The sequence below is a fragment of the Arenibacter amylolyticus genome (assembly GCF_002150785.1).
Taxonomy (GTDB): domain Bacteria; phylum Bacteroidota; class Bacteroidia; order Flavobacteriales; family Flavobacteriaceae; genus Arenibacter; species Arenibacter amylolyticus.
In genome coordinates this window covers 1-18,542 of record NZ_MTAZ01000018.1, presented here as the reverse complement: position 1 = coordinate 18,542, position 18,542 = coordinate 1, and the positions used below count along the sequence as shown (strand labels likewise).

Here is an 18,542-nt window from a genome sequence, read left to right as displayed (position 1 = left end):
TGTCCATTGATGTTCACAAATCAGACTGAAAGAATAAGTTTCGCATCCGCTAAGAACACGCCGGATTATCCGGATTTCTTGGACATTCAGATTAAATCATTTCAAGATTTTTTTCAACTTGAGACCAAATCTGACGAAAGGGGCAATGAAGGGTTGTATAACACCTTCATGGAAAACTTTCCCATTACAGACACCAGGAACCAGTTCGTCCTAGAATTTTTAGACTATTTTATTGATCCACCTAGATATTCCATTCAAGAATGTATAGAGCGTGGACTTACGTACAGTGTTCCTCTAAAAGCTAGATTAAAATTATATTGTACAGATCCAGAGCATGAGGATTTCGAGACCATCGTACAGGATGTGTACTTGGGTACAATTCCTTATATGACTCCTAGTGGTACCTTTGTGGTAAACGGTGCCGAGCGTGTAGTTGTTTCTCAGTTACACCGTTCTCCTGGGGTTTTCTTCGGACAATCCTTCCATGCAAATGGAACTAAGTTGTATTCTGCCAGGGTAATTCCTTTTAAAGGATCTTGGATAGAATTTGCAACTGATATCAATGGCGTTATGTACGCTTATATTGATAGAAAGAAAAAATTACCTGTTACTACCCTGTTTAGAGCAATAGGCTATGAAAGGGATAAGGACATCTTGGAAATATTTGATCTTTCGGAAGAAATAAAAGTTTCCAATGCCGGACTTAAAAAAGTGCTTGGCCGTAAATTGGCAGCTAGAGTATTGAACACTTGGCACGAGGATTTTGTGGATGAAGATACGGGCGAAGTGGTCTCAATTGAGCGAAACGAGATTATCTTGGATCGTGACACCGTTCTAGAAAAAGAACATATTCCGGAAATCTTGGACGCCGATGTAAAATCTATCCTCTTGCACAAGGAGAATAGTGGACAGAGTGATTATTCCATTATTCACAATACCCTTCAAAAGGATCCAACTAACTCCGAAAAAGAAGCTGTTGAACACATCTATCGTCAATTGCGTAACGCAGAGCCGCCAGATGAGGAGACTGCTCGTGGTATTATAGATAAGTTGTTCTTCTCCGATCAGCGTTATAACTTGGGAGAGGTAGGACGTTATAGAATGAATAAAAAACTTGGTTTGGACATCGCCATGGACAAGCAGGTCCTTACCAGGGAAGATATCATTACCATTATAAAATATTTGATAGAATTGATCAATTCCAAAGCGGAGATCGATGATATCGACCACCTTTCTAACCGTAGGGTTAGAACGGTAGGTGAACAATTGTCACAACAGTTTGGTGTAGGTCTTGCCCGTATGGCCAGAACTATTCGTGAACGTATGAACGTACGTGACAACGAGGTGTTTACCCCAATTGATTTGATCAACGCGAAAACATTGTCTTCGGTGATCAACTCCTTCTTTGGAACCAACCAGTTGTCCCAATTTATGGACCAGACCAACCCCTTGGCGGAAATTACGCACAAGAGAAGGCTGTCTGCATTAGGGCCAGGTGGATTATCCAGAGAGAGAGCAGGGTTTGAGGTACGTGACGTTCACTATACGCACTACGGAAGACTTTGTCCGATTGAAACTCCTGAAGGACCCAATATTGGGTTAATTTCTTCGCTATCGGTTTTTGCCAAGGTAAACCCAATGGGCTTCTTGGAAACTCCCTACCGTAGAGTGGAAGATGGAAAAGTTAATCTAGACGATGCTATCTACCTAAGTGCAGAAGAGGAAGAAGGAATGAAAATTGCACAAGCAAACATTCCTATGGATGATGAAGGTACCATCACACCAGAAAAACTGATTGCAAGGGAAGAGGGCGATTTCCCAGTAGTAGATCCAGTAGAATTGAACTATACGGATGTTGCTCCTAACCAAATTGCTTCTATCTCTGCCTCCTTAATTCCATTCTTGGAGCACGATGATGCGAACAGGGCTTTGATGGGATCTAACATGATGAGACAGGCAGTACCCCTGTTAAGACCAGAGGCGCCTATTGTAGGTACCGGATTGGAACGTCAGGTTGCATCAGACTCTCGAGTATTGATAAATGCAGAAGGCGATGGGGTTGTGGAATATGTGGATTCTAAGAAGATCACCATTAAGTACGATAGGACCGAGGATGAAAAACTGGTAAGTTTTGATGAAGATTCCAAGACCTATGAGTTGGTGAAATTTAGAAAGACTAACCAAGGTACCAGTATTAACCTTAAACCCATTGTAAGAAAAGGGTATAGAGTTAAAAAAGGACAGGTACTTTGTGAAGGATATGCTACTGAAAACGGCGAATTAGCATTGGGTAGAAACCTTGTAGTGGCCTTTATGCCATGGAAAGGTTACAACTTTGAGGATGCTATTGTGATTTCCGAAAAAGTGGTAAGAGAGGATATATTTACTTCTATTCACGTAGATGAGTACGCGTTGGAAGTAAGGGATACCAAATTGGGAGCTGAGGAATTAACCAATGATATTCCAAACGTTTCTGAGGAAGCTACCAAGGATTTGGACGAATACGGAATGATCCGTATTGGAGCCGAAGTGAAGCCTGGGGATATCCTTATTGGTAAGATTACCCCAAAAGGGGAATCAGATCCAACACCGGAAGAAAAATTATTGCGTGCCATCTTTGGAGACAAGGCAGGAGATGTTAAGGATGCTTCCTTAAAAGCTTCCCCTTCCCTACATGGAGTGGTCATCGATAAGAAATTATTCTCTAGATCTGTAAAGGATAAGCGTAAGCGTTCTGAAGACAAAGAGGAATTGGCAAAATTGGAGTTGGAATACGAAGTAAAATTCCAACAGCTGAAAGATGTATTGGTAGAAAAGCTGTTCACCTTGGTCAATGGTAAAACTTCACAGGGCGTATTAAACGACCTTGGGGAGGAAGTACTTCCAAAAGGAAAGAAATACACCTTGAGAATGTTGAACGCAGTAGACGATTTCGCCCACTTGGTAGGAGGAAGTTGGACTACGGATAAGGAGTGCAACGCTTTGGTGAACGATCTTTTGCATAACTATAAGATTAAACTAAACGACCTTCAAGGTAACCTAAGAAGGGATAAGTTTACCATTTCTGTTGGAGATGAACTGCCTTCTGGAATTATGAAACTAGCCAAGGTGTATGTTGCTAAAAAACGTAAACTGAAGGTAGGAGATAAGATGGCAGGACGTCACGGAAACAAAGGTATTGTTTCTAGAATTGTACGTCATGAGGATATGCCGTTCTTGGAAGACGGAACTCCAGTAGATATTGTACTAAACCCACTAGGGGTACCTTCCCGTATGAACATTGGTCAGATTTATGAGACTGTTCTAGGATGGGCCGGATTAAAATTAGGTAAGAAATACGCTACCGCAATTTTTGATGGAGCCGACTTGGACGAGATCAATACCTTTACGGATGAAGCTGGAATTCCTAGATACGGACATACCTATCTATATGACGGAGGCACGGGTCAGCGTTTCCACCAGCCTGCAACAGTAGGGGTGATTTATATGTTGAAATTAGGTCACATGGTAGATGATAAGATGCACTCGCGTTCTATAGGACCCTACTCGCTAATTACGCAGCAGCCATTAGGAGGTAAAGCTCAATTTGGAGGTCAGCGATTTGGAGAGATGGAAGTGTGGGCCTTGGAAGCGTATGGAGCTTCTGCAACCCTACGTGAAATATTAACGGTTAAATCTGATGATGTTATTGGAAGAGCCAAGACATATGAGTCTATCGTTAAGGGAGAAACCATGCCTGAACCTGGATTGCCAGAATCTTTCAACGTATTAATGCACGAACTTAAAGGTTTAAGTTTAGACATAAGATTGGAAGAATAATGAGAATAGGTTTTGAACACTATTCCTAACAATTAGAATTAAATTAGTATCAGAATATAGTTATGGCTAGACTAAAAGATAATAATACCGTTAAAAGGTTCAATAAAATTTCAATCGGGTTGGCCTCTCCAGAAGCTATTTTGGCAGAGTCCCGAGGTGAGGTTTTAAAACCTGAAACTATTAACTATAGAACGCACAAACCAGAGCGTGACGGTCTTTTCTGTGAGCGTATCTTTGGTCCTGTAAAGGATTACGAGTGTGCTTGTGGCAAGTACAAGAGAATTCGCTACCGCGGGATCGTTTGTGATCGTTGTGGCGTAGAGGTAACAGAGAAAAAAGTCCGTAGGGATAGGGTAGGACACATTAATTTAGTAGTACCCGTTGCCCATATATGGTACTTCCGTTCCCTTCCAAATAAAATTGGATACCTATTAGGATTGCCTTCCAAGAAATTGGATATGATTATTTACTACGAACGTTACGTAGTAATACAGCCTGGAATCGCTAAAGGTCCAGAAGGGGAAGAAATTAAGAAGATGGACTTCCTGAGTGAGGAGGAGTACTTAAATGTAATGGAATCCATTCCTCAGGAAAATCAATACCTGGAAGATTCCGATCCCAACAAGTTTATTGCTAAAATGGGAGCGGAGTGTCTAATTGACCTATTGTCTAGGATAGACTTAAAAGAACTATCCTACGAACTTAGACATAAGGCCAATACAGAAACTTCCAAGCAGCGTAAGACCGAGGCATTAAAAAGACTTCAGGTAGTAGAGGCCCTAAGGGAGTCTCAAGAGAATAGAGAGAATAATCCGGAGTGGATGATCATGAAGGTTATTCCGGTTATTCCACCAGAATTACGTCCATTGGTACCCTTGGATGGTGGTCGTTTTGCCACCTCGGATTTAAATGATCTGTATAGAAGGGTTATCATTAGAAATAACCGTCTTAAAAGATTGGTAGAAATCAAAGCTCCAGAAGTTATTCTTAGAAATGAGAAGCGTATGCTTCAGGAAGCTGTAGATTCCCTATTTGATAACACCCGTAAGGCATCAGCAGTAAAAACTGAATCTAACAGGCCTCTAAAATCACTTTCCGATTCCTTAAAAGGTAAGCAAGGACGTTTCCGTCAAAACCTTTTGGGTAAACGTGTGGATTACTCTGCTCGTTCGGTTATTGTTGTAGGACCAGAGATGAAGTTGTTCGAATGTGGTTTGCCTAAGGATATGGCCGCAGAACTTTACAAGCCTTTTGTAATCCGTAAATTGATTGAAAGGGGAATTGTAAAAACTGTTAAGTCTGCCAAGAAAATAATAGACCGCAAAGAACCGGTAGTTTGGGATATCCTGGAAAATGTCTTAAAAGGACATCCAGTACTATTGAACCGTGCTCCTACCTTGCACCGTCTAGGTATACAAGCGTTTCAGCCTAAACTGATAGAAGGTAAGGCAATCCGTCTTCACCCATTGGTATGTACGGCTTTTAACGCGGATTTTGATGGTGACCAGATGGCAGTACACCTTCCGTTGGGTCCAGAAGCAATTTTGGAAGCCCAACTATTGATGTTGGCATCACATAACATTCTTAACCCGGCAAATGGTTCTCCTATTACTGTACCTTCACAGGATATGGTTTTGGGTCTGTACTATATGACCAAGGAAAAGAAATCTACTCCAGAGGAAGAGGTTAAAGGAGAAGGACTTACTTTCTACTCCTATGAAGAGGTAGTGATTGCTTACAACGAAGGACGTTTAGATCTTAACGCAGGCATTAAAGTGCGTGCAAAGAACTTTAATGAAGAAGGAGAGTTGGTAAATCAAATTATACCAACAACCGTAGGTAGGGTCTTGTTTAATATGGTAGTACCAGAAGAAGCAGGATATATCAACGAAGTATTGAATAAGAAATCGTTAAGGGATATTATTGGTAATATCTTAAGAGTTACTAGTGTTCCCGAAACGGCAGAGTTCTTGGATAAGATCAAGACCATGGGATATGATTTCGCCTTTAGAGGTGGACTATCCTTTAGCTTAGGGGATATTATTATTCCTAAAGAAAAAGATGAGATGATTGCAGATGCCAACGCACAGGTCGATGGTATTATGGCAAACTATAACATGGGTCTAATTACCAATAACGAACGTTATAACCAGGTAATTGACGTGTGGACATCTACCAATACGGTGTTGACCGAATTGGCTATGAAGCGAATTCGTGAAGACATGCAAGGGTTTAACTCTGTGTATATGATGTTGGATTCTGGGGCAAGGGGTTCTAAGGAGCAGATTCGCCAGTTAACCGGTATGCGTGGATTGATGGCGAAGCCTAAGAAATCTACCGCTGGAGGTGGGGAAATTATTGAAAACCCCATTCTATCCAACTTTAAGGAAGGATTATCCATTTTGGAATACTTTATTTCTACTCACGGTGCGCGTAAGGGACTTGCGGATACGGCCTTGAAAACGGCAGATGCCGGTTACTTAACTCGTCGTCTGGTAGACGTTTCCCAGGATGTGATTGTCAATATAGAAGATTGTGAGACCCTAAGAGGTATTCAGGTAGAAGCACTTAAAAAGAACGAGGAGATTGTAGAATCATTGGGTGACAGAATCCTAGGTAGGGTTTCTCTACACGATGTATACGATCCATTAACCGAAGAACTGCTAGTAGAAGCAGGACAGGAAATCAAGGAAGATGATGTGAAACGCATCAATGCTTCTCCGATCGAAATGGTTGAAGTACGTTCGCCGTTAACTTGTGAGGCTCTAAAAGGAATTTGTGGTAAATGTTATGGAAGAAACCTTTCTACCAATAAAATGGTGCAAAGAGGAGAAGCCGTTGGTGTTGTTGCCGCACAGTCCATTGGGGAACCAGGTACACAGTTAACCCTGAGAACCTTCCACGTTGGAGGTATTGCAGGAAACATTTCAGAGGACAATAAACTGGAAGCTAAATATGCTGGTATTGCTGAAATAGAAGAGCTGAGAACCGTTAGCAATAAAAATGAGGAAGGTGAAGATTCTGAAATTGTAATTTCTAGGACTTCAGAGGTAAAGGTAATAGATCCTAAAACTGGGATTACACTTAGTACCAACAATATTCCTTATGGATCTCAGTTGTTCATTAAGAATGGGGATAAAGTTGAGAAAGGTCAAAAGATCTGTTCGTGGGATCCTTATAACGGGGTAATCGTTTCAGAATTTACTGGCCAGATTGCTTATGAGAATATTGAGCAAGGAGTTACCTACCAGGTAGAAATTGATGAGCAGACCGGATTCCAGGAGAAAGTAATTTCTGAATCCAGAAACAAAAAGTTGATTCCTACTTTATTGATCAAGAACGATAAGAACGAAGTATTGCGTTCTTACAACTTACCAGTTGGTTCACATATCATGGTAGATGATGGTGATAAGATTAAGGAAGGTAAGATTTTGGTTAAGATTCCACGTAAATCGGCCAAGTCCGGGGATATTACTGGAGGTCTTCCAAGAGTTACCGAATTGTTCGAAGCACGTAACCCATCTAACCCTGCGGTAGTTTCTGAAATTGATGGAGTTGTTTCCTTTGGAAAGATTAAACGAGGGAATAGAGAAATCATTATAGAATCTAGATTAGGAGAGGTTAAGAAATACTTGGTAAAACTGTCTAATCAGATCCTAGTTCAGGAGAATGATTACGTACGTGCCGGAATGCCATTGTCCGATGGGGCTATTACTCCAGAAGATATCTTGGCGATTAAAGGGCCGTCTGCAGTACAGCAGTACCTAGTAAACGAAGTACAAGAGGTTTACCGTTTACAAGGGGTGAAGATTAATGACAAGCACTTTGAGGTGGTAGTTCGTCAGATGATGCGTAAGGTACGTATCCAAGATCCGGGAGATACTATTTTCTTGGAAAATCAGTTGGTTCACAAGGAAGACTTTATCGTAGAGAACGATGAGATTTACGGAAAGTTGGTAGTTGAGGATGCTGGTGATTCTGAAAACTTAAAACCAGGTCAAATTATTTCCCCAAGGGAATTAAGGGACGAAAACTCCATGTTGAAGCGTAATGATAAGAATTTGGTCTCTGCTAGGGAGGCGGTAGCAGCTACTGCCACACCGATCCTTCAGGGGATTACTAGGGCATCCTTGCAGACCAAGTCGTTTATCTCAGCGGCTTCTTTCCAGGAAACTACCAAAGTATTGAACGAAGCTGCAGTAAGCGGAAAAGTAGATGCATTGGAAGGCTTGAAGGAAAACGTGATAGTTGGACACAGAATTCCAGCTGGAACGGGAATGAGGGATTATGACAATATCATTGTAGGCTCTAAAGAGGAATACGATGAAATCATGGCCCGAAAAGAGGAGCTGAAATTCTAAACTAATAAAACCTCGATGGATTAACATCGAGGTTTTTTTTTGCCCCTAATTTAAATTAATTTATCCCTAAGAATTAGAACCTATAAATCGTTAAATAATGAGCGAGAAAGACCAAAAACAAAATCAGATTAATATAGAATTGGATGAAAAGACAGCTGAAGGAGTCTATTCCAATCTGGCTATCATTAACCATTCCGTATCCGAATTTGTGGTAGATTTTATCAGTATGATGCCTGGTGCGCCAAAAGCCAAGGTTAAAAGTAGAATTATACTTACTCCCCAACACGCCAAAAAGTTTTTAAAGGCGCTGAACGACAACGTAAATCGTTTTGAGCAGGCCCACGGTACTATTCAGGATTACGAACAACCTCCCATTCCAATTAATTTTGGACCTACAGGAGAGGCATAATAAAAAAGGCCCTTTGCACATTGCAAAGGGCCTTTTTTATTAGGATTACCTACTTGGTAAAGCACTCTCCGTACCAAGGGGCGCCATCAATTAAACTCCGAGGTAAAGTGTAGTTTTACATTAGGGTATTTCTGCTGGGTCATCTGTAGTGAAAACTGGGAGTCTGCCAGGAATACCAATTGATTGCGTTTGTCCTTCGCTAGGAACTTGCTCTTTACCCTTTTAAATTCTTTAAACTCCTCACTTTTGCTATCCTTGGGTTCTACCCAACAGGCTTTGTATACCGGGAAGTTCTCATAGGAACATTTGGCCCCGTACTCGTGCTCTAAACGGTATTGAATCACCTCAAATTGTAAGGCCCCTACGGTACCAATTACTCTCCTTCCGTTAATCTCTAAGGTGAATAGCTGGGCTACACCTTCATCCATTAGCTGATCAATTCCCTTGTACAATTGTTTAGATTTAAGGGGATCTGCATTGTTAATATATCTAAAGTGCTCTGGTGAAAAACTGGGGATTCCTTTATAATTTAAAATTTCCCCTTCGGTTAGGGTGTCTCCAATCTTAAAGTTTCCAGTATCGTGCAGACCTACTATATCACCTGGATAAGAGATGTCTACAATTTCTTTTTTCTCAGCGAAAAAAGCATTGGGACTGGAGAATTTTAGCTTTTTGCCATGTCGTACGTGTAAATAGGGCTTGTTCCGTTCAAACGTACCAGAAACCACCTTAATAAAGGCCAAACGATCGCGGTGTTTCGGATCCATATTAGCGTGAATTTTAAAGACAAAACCAGACAACTCGGCCTCCTCCGGTTTTACCATCCGCTCCTCCGCCATTTTAGGTTGGGGCTTTGGGGCAATATCAACAAAGCAATCCAATAGCTCGCGTACGCCAAAATTGTTTAAAGCAGATCCAAAGAATACAGGCTGTTGTTCTCCTTTTAGATATAGGTCTTTATCAAAATCTGGATATACCCCTTGGGCCAGTTCTAAATTTTCCCGTAGGTCGTTGGCAGATTTCTCGCCAATAATTTTTTCCAACGCTGGGTTGTCTAAATCGTCAAAGGCGATGGTTTCTTCAATATTCTTTTTACTATCCCCACTAAACAGGTTAATGTTCTTTTCATAAATATTATAGATACCCTTAAAATCGTACCCCATTCCAATAGGAAAACTCAAGGGAGTTACGTTTAGGTGGAGTTTTTGTTCCACCTCGTCCAAAAGGTCAAAGGCATCCTTCCCTTCTCGGTCCAGTTTATTGATGAAAACGATCATTGGAATGTTTCTCATCCTACAGACCTCTACCAATTTTTCGGTCTGCTCTTCCACCCCTTTGGCCACATCTACCACCACAATAACACTATCTACAGCGGTGAGGGTCCTAAAGGTATCTTCGGCAAAATCCTTATGCCCTGGGGTATCCAAGATATTAATCTTTTTATCCTTGTAAATAAATGCCAAGACGGAGGTGGCTACGGAAATCCCCCGTTGCTTTTCAATCTCCATAAAATCACTCGTAGCACTTTTCTTTACTTTATTGTTCTTAACGGCTCCCGCTTCCTGAATTGCCCCACCAAATAAAAGTAGTTTCTCTGTTAAGGTAGTTTTCCCCGCATCGGGGTGTGCAATAATTCCAAAAGTTCTTCTTCGTTGAATTTGATTCTTAAAACTCATTATGCAATTTGTTTATGCAAAAATAGGTCATTAAACTTTCTTCATCGAGCAAAATCGACCAAATAAGGAAAAGCCGCTACCTCCCATATCAAAATATGCTTTTAGGGCTATCGTTCATTCAACTGACTTGGACTTTCTTCTTCAATTTTTGCGCTGATTAAGCAAAGGTAAACGGTATGTTTTAAAGGTTGCTGGTTTCAAAAAAAGGTGTTTTGTCGAGTATTATTGTCGTTCCTAGATTGTTGATCTATTAGGAAACCCATATTATTGGATGGTGGGCATTTTAATTTAACTTAGCCCTAAATATTGTAGTTGCCCCCATACTTACAACATTAAATTCTACGCAGCCATGGTGATTGGTTAATTAACTTATCATAGATGGTGATTTTTATTTTTAATACACTTAAGAAGAGAGTACTCTTAGTCTTCACGCCATTAGTGGCGTTTTTCTTATTTGGACTAACTACGTCCTTTAAGTCGAGCCCTGAAGATATTGCCCAAGGGACTATACTTCTGCGGAGTGCGAACAGCCAACAGTTCCAAGATCCTAATCCGCAAGGAAATGGTATGGTATGCACCCCATTGGAGTTGAAAGCCATACAACCTTCAGATTTTGGTTTTCCAGAAAACCATAATGCAGGGAGTTTATCGGCTACAGAACAGGATATAAGCGCAAAATGGGGCCTGCCAGCGGGTAGTGTACTGGTTAGTGTTTCTGGAGCAAGCACCCATAATAAAAATTCGTTTCATGTATATGACTCTAAGCCAACCGAGTTTAAATTTTCAGGGACGGTCCCAGTAAAGGTTGTTGCCGGGCATTCCCCACATATTCCTGCTTTGGGACGTGATGGAATCATTGGATTGCCTGGGGACGTATATAATCAGACCACTATAGTACCACTAGGATTATTAGCTGCCAATGAGGGAGCTAATTATTATATAGAGAATACTACCGTAGCAGATATCGATAAGAAAAATAGATTCTTTTGGCATTCGGAATCAACTGTAACCCAGATATCCTTTTACACTACAGAAGCGAAGCAAAGAAGTGGTATTGGATTATCATTAATACCAATGATTTGTGTAAGTATGGATGATGATGGGGATGGGGTGCCAAATGATCAAGAAGAAGAGGACGGGACAGACCCTTCGGATTCCTGCGATTTTATTCTAGAGCACCAAACGCTTTCCCCTTCCGATGAATGGATGATTCTGGATTGTGACGGGGATGGGGTTACCAATGAGATAGAAGTGATAGAGGGTACAGACCCCTTAAATCCCTGTGATTATAATCTGGAAAGTGTTACAGAAATCCGTTCCCAGGCATGGGAAGAATTGGACTGCGATGGGGATGGTAATCCCAATGGCTCAGATCCAAATCCCCTGGTGGCTACTGCAAGGGATGATGATGGCTTAACGCCAGCACTTACCGAAACCTCCATCAATATTTTGGCAAATGATGATTTTTTGCCCAATAACGACTCCATTAATAGGGGAAGTACCCAGTTATCCCACATAGACGGCACGGCAATGGGTAGCATACAGTTGGATGCTGCTACGGGTATGTTATCTTACACTCCCCTTGTGTCCGAATCCAATACTACGGTGACTATCGTTTATGAGGTTTGTAATAGAAAGGTAGATCCTACTGTTTGTGCTACGGCCACGGTGCGCATTCTAGTAGAAGCGAATATATTGGATGCCCAAGAGGATATCATAAACGGGGGAACATTAGGCGGGATCCCCGCGGATGCCAATGTACTGGACAATGATACGTTAAATGGTGACCCTGTTCTTCCCAAGGAGGTGATATTGACCGCTACGCCTACGGAGGCTCTTTCTATTAATGAGGATGGGAGCATAGAGCTCACGCCTGGGACTAAGGAAGGAAGCTATTCCATTGATTATATAATTTGTGAAGTCTCCAACACCACCAATTGCGATTCTGCAACGGTAACCGTACTGGTGTCCAAGGACGATTCTATTGAACCAATAGAAGTGAATCAGCTGGTAACTCCCAATGGGGATGGTAAAAACGACTTCCTTTTTATAAGGGGAGTAGTAAATGCCAAGAATAACTCCTTGCAAATATATAACAGGTGGGGAGTATCTGTCTACGAGGGAAGGGACTACAATAATCAGAACAACGTCTTTGAAGGTAGATCTAGGGGGAGGTCAACCGTTTCTGGTCAAGATTATTTGCCCGCAGGGATCTATTATTACATTTTTCAGTATCAGACAGACCAAGAGGATGTAACGGACAGTGGCTACCTTTATTTGAGCCAATAAAATACCTATTGTAAGATGAACTATAAAAAGAGTCTCTTTGTCACTGTTTTAACCATGTTTTTATTCATGGTTGGGCTGCATGCGCAACAAGACGCCCAGTATACCCAATATATGTACAATACTATGAGTGTAAATCCTGCCTATGCAGGATCTAGGGGGCAGTTGAGTATAGCCGCGCTCTATAGATCCCAATGGGTAGGGCTTAACGGGGCACCCAAAACACAGACTATTAACCTACACTCCCCCATAAGGAACAGTAGATTAGGTTATGGTATTTCCATTATCAACGATAATATTGGGGATGGGGTAGTACAGGAAACCCAGTTTGATGCACTTGTTTCCTATACTATAGAGGTGTCTATGGATGCCAAACTGTCTTTTGGACTAAAGGCAGGGGGCAATTTATTGAATTTGGATTTTACTGGACTCAACAATTTTGATTCAGAGAATGTGGAAGGGGAAAATATCGATAATAAGTTTTCTCCCAATTTTGGCGTGGGGGTATATTATCATACGGATAAATTCTATGCGGGAATATCTGCTCCCAATTTAATAGAGACACAGCATTTTGACAATTCCAAGAGAGATGCCAATTCGGTACAATTCTTAGCTACCGAAAGAATGAATTTCTACTTTATAACCGGCTATGTATTTGACCTAAACCATAATTTTAAATTTAAACCCGCATTGTTGACCAAGGTAGTGGGTGGGGCCCCCCTACAATTGGATGCATCGGCAAGTTTCCTGTATAATGATGTGTTTAGCTTTGGGGCAGCCTATAGATGGGATGCCGCATTCAGTGCCATGGTGGGGGTGCAACTAAGCAACCAAATAATGATAGGACTGGCCTACGATCGTGAGACTACCGAATTGGGAGGTACCCAGTTTAACGATGGTACTTTTGAAGTCTTTTTAAGGTACGAATTGGTGAGGAAATTCAATAGAATGATTTCGCCACGTTTCTTCTAAAAAGGAAAATATGATTAAAAAATTATGCTTGCTTACGTTTATCGTTTTGGTCTTTGTTCCGGTTTCCCAGGCTCAAGATAAACTGGTAAACAAGGCCAATAAAAACTATAAGGATTACTCGTTTAGTTTGGCTATTGATATCTATAAACGGGTGTTAGACAAAGGCTACGTTTCTGCGGATTTGTTGAAGAAACTGGGGAACTCCTACTATTTTAATGGTGATTATTCCGAAGCTTCGGAAATATACCAGCAATTGTTAAAGGATTATCCAGAATCTATGGCTCCCGATTTTTATTTTAGGTATGCGCAGACCTTACGGTCGTTGGGAGAATTAGATAAATCTAGAACTATCATGGCAAAATTCTCCGAGATGAATGCCTCGGATGTCCGGGTAGGACTTTATAAGACCGAAGCCGACTATTTTGAGGAGATTGCCAAGAATTCTGGCCGTTACCAAATAGGGAAGTTTAAGCATAATTCCAAGTACTCAGATTTTGCGCCTACCTTTTATAAACAAGGGTTGCTTTTTGCCTCGGATAGGGATACCGGGAATTTTTCTAGGAATAGGCATACATGGACGGCCATGGATTTTTTAGATTTATACAAGGTGAATGTAGATAGTGCCTCCCAAGATAAGGTACTACCCTTGGGAAAGGAAATAACTACCCGATTACACGAATCAACTACTGCCATATCCAAGGATGGAAAAACCCTCTATTTTACAAGAAACAATTACTTGGATGAAAAGACGGTGAAGAATAAGAAGGGCATAATTCGCCTAAAACTGTTTAAAGCTACCAAAAAGGGAGGGGAGTGGACCGCTATTAAAGAACTCCCCTTTAACAGCGATTCCTATTCGGTGGCCCATCCAACCCTAAGTCCGGATGAAAAAACCTTGTACTTTGCGTCAGACATGCCCGGGACCTATGGACAATCAGACATTTTTAAGGTAGCCATCCATGGGGATGGCAGCTACGGACCCCCTATAAACTTAGGGGAGTCTATAAATACGGAGGCTAGGGAAAGCTTTCCCTTTGTAAGTAGTGAAAACATATTGTATTTCTCATCGGATGGGCATCCAGGCTTGGGCGGGTTAGATGTATTCGCAGTAAAAATTGCCGATAGCCAGTCGCTCGGTAAAGTGATAAATGTGGGGAAACCCATCAATAGTAATGTGGACGATTTTACCTTTATTATTGATGAGGAGACCAAGCAGGGATATTTTGCTTCCAATAGGAAGGGGGGAGTAGGGGGTGATGATATTTACAGTTTTACAGAGACTAAACCCTTGCAATTAGATTACTTTGCTTCCATATCGGGGATCGTTAGGGATAAAATAACCAATGAAGTATTAGTGGGTGCCAGGGTAAAGGTAATCGATGAGACCAATGAGGAAGTAACTTCGGTACTTACCAACATTGAAGGGTATTATACGGTGATGATTGATGGGAATACAGGAAACTTTATAAGGGCCCTAATGGATGGTTATGTACCTGCCGAAGAGTATCTCCCCGTATCGGAAGTTAAGCCTAGTGAAATAGATTTCTATTTGGAACCCAATACGGTCACTGGCAATTCTGGGGACGATTTGGCCAAGTTGTTACAATTGGGAACTATCTATTTCGATTTCGATAAATATAGCATTCGGTCCGATGCTGAGGTAGAAATACAAAAGATTATTGCTGCCATGGAAAAATATCCCAGCTTAAAATTAAAGGTTACTTCCCATACGGACAGTCAGGGAAGGGACAGCTACAATCTTTGGCTGTCGCACAAACGGGCCGAAGCTACCACCGCCTATATGAAGGCAAAAGGAATTGCTGGTGATAGGTTACTACAGCAAGGTTTTGGGGAGACCAAGCTTGTTAATAAGTGTGGGAATGGGGTAAAATGTTCCCAGGAAGAACACCAGATGAACCGTAGATCGGAGTTTCTTATTTTGGAGTAGGGGAAGGGTTTATATCATTTAACTTATTGAAATTAGTAACTGTTCGCTTGTTCCATATAACATTATTAAGCCTTTATACACCCTATTCTTTGGTTTTTGCAACAATTTTTGGGTCAGACTTTCTTGTCAGATTATTTTAGGCGACAATTGAAATACATATGCGTTATAACCTTCTAAAAATTATATTTCTAATTTCATTAACAGGAATTATACAGGTGGCTGCTCAGAATCCAGGTGTAGGGGCTAATTTTGGTATTGAGGCTGATGTATATTCTGGGACTACTACCTCTGGTACGGATGACTGGTTCCAAGGGACTACGGGAATGGGAGTGATTGACCAGAGTCAACAAGCAAGCTTCCAATCCCTAATCGATTCAAGAAGTAATACGCCTTTTGATACCCGGATGAGTCGTGGTAATTACACGGTCCACAATGGATATGTTTGGTATGCGGCAAGGTTTGGGCATGATCAAGTGGGATCAGAAGGCGGAGTTGACGATGATACTATTTTTGCACAAGGTAAGAATGGAGATAATCCAGAAACTTGGGAAATAACTTCAGGAAGTCCCGGAAGTAAGAATGATATTATTGATAGTTACGTTCATATGCGTAGGGATGGAGATTCGGCCAATGACGATCTATGGGTGAATTTAGCGGTTTCTACTTTGGAAGCCAATGGTTCTCATTTTCTAGATTTTGAATTATTTGTTCGTGAACTACAAGTAAGTGGTTCGAGCTTTACAAATGTGGGCCCAAATGGTGGACACACCGCTTGGGAGTTTAATCCGTTAACGGGTGATCCCTTACAAATTGGGGATGTAACTGTTGGATTTTCTTACACCGGTCAAGGGGTGGAAGGGATAGAGGTCCGCGTCTGGACAAGAAAATTTAATTATGATAATAATATCGGTTTTACCTACATTAAGAATAAGGATGGTTTTGTTGGTAGTGCTTCAGTTGGTGGGGTTACATATGGTTATGCCAGTATCGATTTTACGGGCAATACCTATAGTCGTGTAAATTCCGTTTCAGCTCTTGCACCGCCATGGGGTACTAATGCAACGGGCCTAGATTCAGCCACCGCTTATCAAGTAAATTCTTTAGCGGAGGTTGCCGTGAATTTCACTGGAATAGGCTTTGATCCAGGTACGCTTTTTGGAAATAGTTTTGCATGCGACTCTCCCTTTAGTTCAGTGTTAGTTAAATCTAGAACCTCTGCTGCCTTTAATGCCTCCTTGAAAGATTTTGCTGGTCCCTATGATTTTTTGGGTGGGGAAGCGGGCTATACGGTAGATACCAGTATTCAGGATCCAGGAGATTTTCCTGGGTGTGAGCCAAACGAACAGTTAACCTTACAGGCTAATTTTATTTCTCCATCTGCAGAATATACGTGGCGATCCCTAACCCCAGGAGTTACATTTCCAGATGGAAGTATTCTAAGAAGGGGAGTGGGACTCAATAATATTCCAATAAATAAACCAGGGGAATATTCACTAAATATTGCCCCATTGGCGGGATGTAGTTCAGATCCAACTGATGCTTCCACTATAACCGTAGGGCAAGACCCAATAGGTAGCATTGATTCACAACCGGTAAACACAAGGGTTTGTGAAGGAAGTTCGGCCCAGTTTTACGTGAACACGACTAATTTAGATACTTATCAATGGCAAATTAGTACCAATAATGGCAGTACCTATAGTGATTTGGCGGATGGTGGTCCTTATGCAGGTGTAAATACAAATACATTAACCATTAATCCTGCCGTTATAAGTATGAATAATAATTTATATAGAGTGGTAGCTTCATCAACAGCAAGTAGCTGTGATTCAAAAGTGTCCAGTGCAGCAGAATTAATTGTAGAAAGTAGCGTAACGGTAGATTCCTCCCCCACTGATACCACCGTTTTTCAAAATGCAAATGCTGTTTTTACTGTCACTGGAACCAATGTTGATACCTATCAATGGGAGGTGAGCACAGATAATGGTGTAAGTTTCAGCCCCATATTAGATGGTGCTAATTATAATGGGGTGGCAACTTCTTCTTTAACGGTTATTAATACTGAATTGAGTTATTCCGGATTCTTGTTTAGAGCAGTTTTATCCAATTCATCCGGAGCTTGTTCAATGCCGGCAACTTCTTCCCATGCTTTATTAACAGTCAAGATAAGCACTGTGATTACCAACAGACGGATTACCCATCGAGTAAAAAAGAATTAGTGATGCCTAAACCAAAGGGTACAATCCAATCTAAATCAAGAGAGAGCTATTATTATTCATCCATACCAGGCAAATTACTTAGGTAGTTCTTACTGGTTGCTTAAGTTGATCTATCAGATAGGAACAAAAGAAACTAGACCGCCCCGTATTTTTTCACAAATTTTATTGTCTGCGCGATGTATTTCATCGATGAAACAGGGTGTTTAAGGAGTGTATAGGTCTTTAGATTTTCACCATTTAGAAGCTGTAAACGGGCTAAACCCCTTTTTTTTTGCTCTTTACTATAGGTTTTAGCCAATACACAACAAATATTTCAGCTACGGACTCAGTTAATTAATATTTGTATGGTAGCGTCATTTCTTTATTCCTGGTAAATCACGAGATAATAGTTATGTGCTACATGAGAACAACAGTATTTAGTAATCCAACCACCATGAACAAAAAGATTCTACTTTTTATTTTCCTTATATCCAGTTTTGCTTTTGCGCAAACCACCGTTAGTTTGGAAGACCAATGTGATTGTAAGGTGTTAAGCGGAACACTTGTTTCAACACCAGGTAGTACATCACCATCTGCCGGTACAGGCGATATCTATGTGAATACCACTACGGGAACCATCTATTATTGGGATGGGAACTCTTGGGAGTTGACAACTACCGATAGTCAGCAACTTCAAAACTTCACTTTCGATCCAACAACGGATCAACTTTCTCTAACACTGGAAAATGGAGGTAGTGTTAGTGTGGATCTGGGTAGTTTGCGGTTTGTGGAGACTATGACGACGATTGTTTCCAATACCAACGGTACCTTCACCTATAGGGATGAGGCTGGTGTGGATACGGTGATCGATATCTC

Annotated in this window: 9 protein-coding genes; 8 read left to right on the top strand and 1 reads right to left on the bottom strand. The window is 41.2% G+C overall.

Annotation, left to right across the window (positions count from 1 at the left end; translation table 11 throughout):
* Positions 1–9: 9 nt before the first annotated feature.
* The 3 genes from rpoB to BV214_RS08435 all read left to right on the top strand — a co-directional run bounded on the left by rpoB (position 10) and on the right by BV214_RS08435 (position 8,589).
* Positions 10–3,819, top strand: a complete 3,810-nt coding sequence (rpoB, locus tag BV214_RS08445; RefSeq protein WP_086477071.1) for a DNA-directed RNA polymerase subunit beta — start codon at positions 10–12, stop codon at positions 3,817–3,819.
* 62 nt (positions 3,820–3,881) lie between these two features.
* A complete protein-coding gene (rpoC, locus tag BV214_RS08440) occupies positions 3,882–8,180 on the top strand; it encodes a DNA-directed RNA polymerase subunit beta' (RefSeq protein WP_086477070.1) in 4,299 nt (1,432 codons plus the stop codon).
* A gap of 97 nt (positions 8,181–8,277) precedes the next feature.
* Positions 8,278–8,589 (top strand): DUF3467 domain-containing protein, encoded by a 312-nt coding sequence (locus BV214_RS08435; RefSeq protein WP_086477069.1) that lies wholly within the window; start codon positions 8,278–8,280, stop codon positions 8,587–8,589.
* A gap of 86 nt (positions 8,590–8,675) precedes the next feature.
* Here the strand turns inward: BV214_RS08435 and BV214_RS08430 are convergent, their stop codons facing one another.
* Positions 8,676–10,265, bottom strand: a complete 1,590-nt coding sequence (locus BV214_RS08430) for a peptide chain release factor 3 (RefSeq protein WP_086477068.1) — start codon at positions 10,263–10,265, stop codon at positions 8,676–8,678.
* Between the two features lie 378 nt (positions 10,266–10,643).
* Between BV214_RS08430 and BV214_RS08425 the strand changes: the two genes are divergently transcribed.
* The 5 genes from BV214_RS08425 to BV214_RS08405 form a co-directional block, all read left to right on the top strand.
* Positions 10,644–12,554 (top strand): gliding motility-associated C-terminal domain-containing protein, encoded by a 1,911-nt coding sequence (locus BV214_RS08425; RefSeq protein ID WP_086477067.1) that lies wholly within the window; start codon positions 10,644–10,646, stop codon positions 12,552–12,554.
* A 15-nt stretch (positions 12,555–12,569) separates the two neighbouring features.
* On the top strand, positions 12,570–13,523 hold the full coding sequence (locus BV214_RS08420; protein ID WP_086477066.1) for a PorP/SprF family type IX secretion system membrane protein: 954 nt from the start codon (positions 12,570–12,572) through the stop codon (positions 13,521–13,523).
* A 10-nt stretch (positions 13,524–13,533) separates the two neighbouring features.
* On the top strand, positions 13,534–15,471 hold the full coding sequence (locus BV214_RS08415) for an OmpA family protein (RefSeq protein WP_086477065.1): 1,938 nt from the start codon (positions 13,534–13,536) through the stop codon (positions 15,469–15,471).
* A 158-nt stretch (positions 15,472–15,629) separates the two neighbouring features.
* Positions 15,630–17,687 carry a hypothetical protein gene (locus BV214_RS08410; protein WP_086477064.1) on the top strand — a complete coding sequence of 686 codons (2,058 nt, stop codon included), beginning with the start codon at positions 15,630–15,632 and terminating at the stop codon, positions 17,685–17,687.
* A gap of 400 nt (positions 17,688–18,087) precedes the next feature.
* Positions 18,088–18,542 (top strand): hypothetical protein (locus tag BV214_RS08405; RefSeq protein ID WP_140157742.1); only part of this gene is annotated, 455 nt, incomplete at its 3' end.

Excerpts from the sequence above, each read along its gene's own strand:
- BV214_RS08425 (WP_086477067.1), top strand. The coding sequence starts at position 10,644 with ATGGTGATTTTTATTTTTAATACACTTAAGAAGAGAGTACTCTTAGTC.
- BV214_RS08410 (WP_086477064.1), top strand. The coding sequence starts at position 15,630 with ATGCGTTATAACCTTCTAAAAATTATATTTCTAATTTCATTAACAGGA.
- BV214_RS08420 (WP_086477066.1), top strand. The coding sequence starts at position 12,570 with ATGAACTATAAAAAGAGTCTCTTTGTCACTGTTTTAACCATGTTTTTA.
- BV214_RS08415 (WP_086477065.1), top strand. The coding sequence starts at position 13,534 with ATGATTAAAAAATTATGCTTGCTTACGTTTATCGTTTTGGTCTTTGTT.
- BV214_RS08430 (WP_086477068.1), bottom strand. The coding sequence starts at position 10,265 with ATGAGTTTTAAGAATCAAATTCAACGAAGAAGAACTTTTGGAATTATT.
- BV214_RS08435 (WP_086477069.1), top strand. The coding sequence starts at position 8,278 with ATGAGCGAGAAAGACCAAAAACAAAATCAGATTAATATAGAATTGGAT.
- rpoC (WP_086477070.1), top strand. The coding sequence starts at position 3,882 with ATGGCTAGACTAAAAGATAATAATACCGTTAAAAGGTTCAATAAAATT.
- rpoB (WP_086477071.1), top strand. The coding sequence starts at position 10 with ATGTTCACAAATCAGACTGAAAGAATAAGTTTCGCATCCGCTAAGAAC.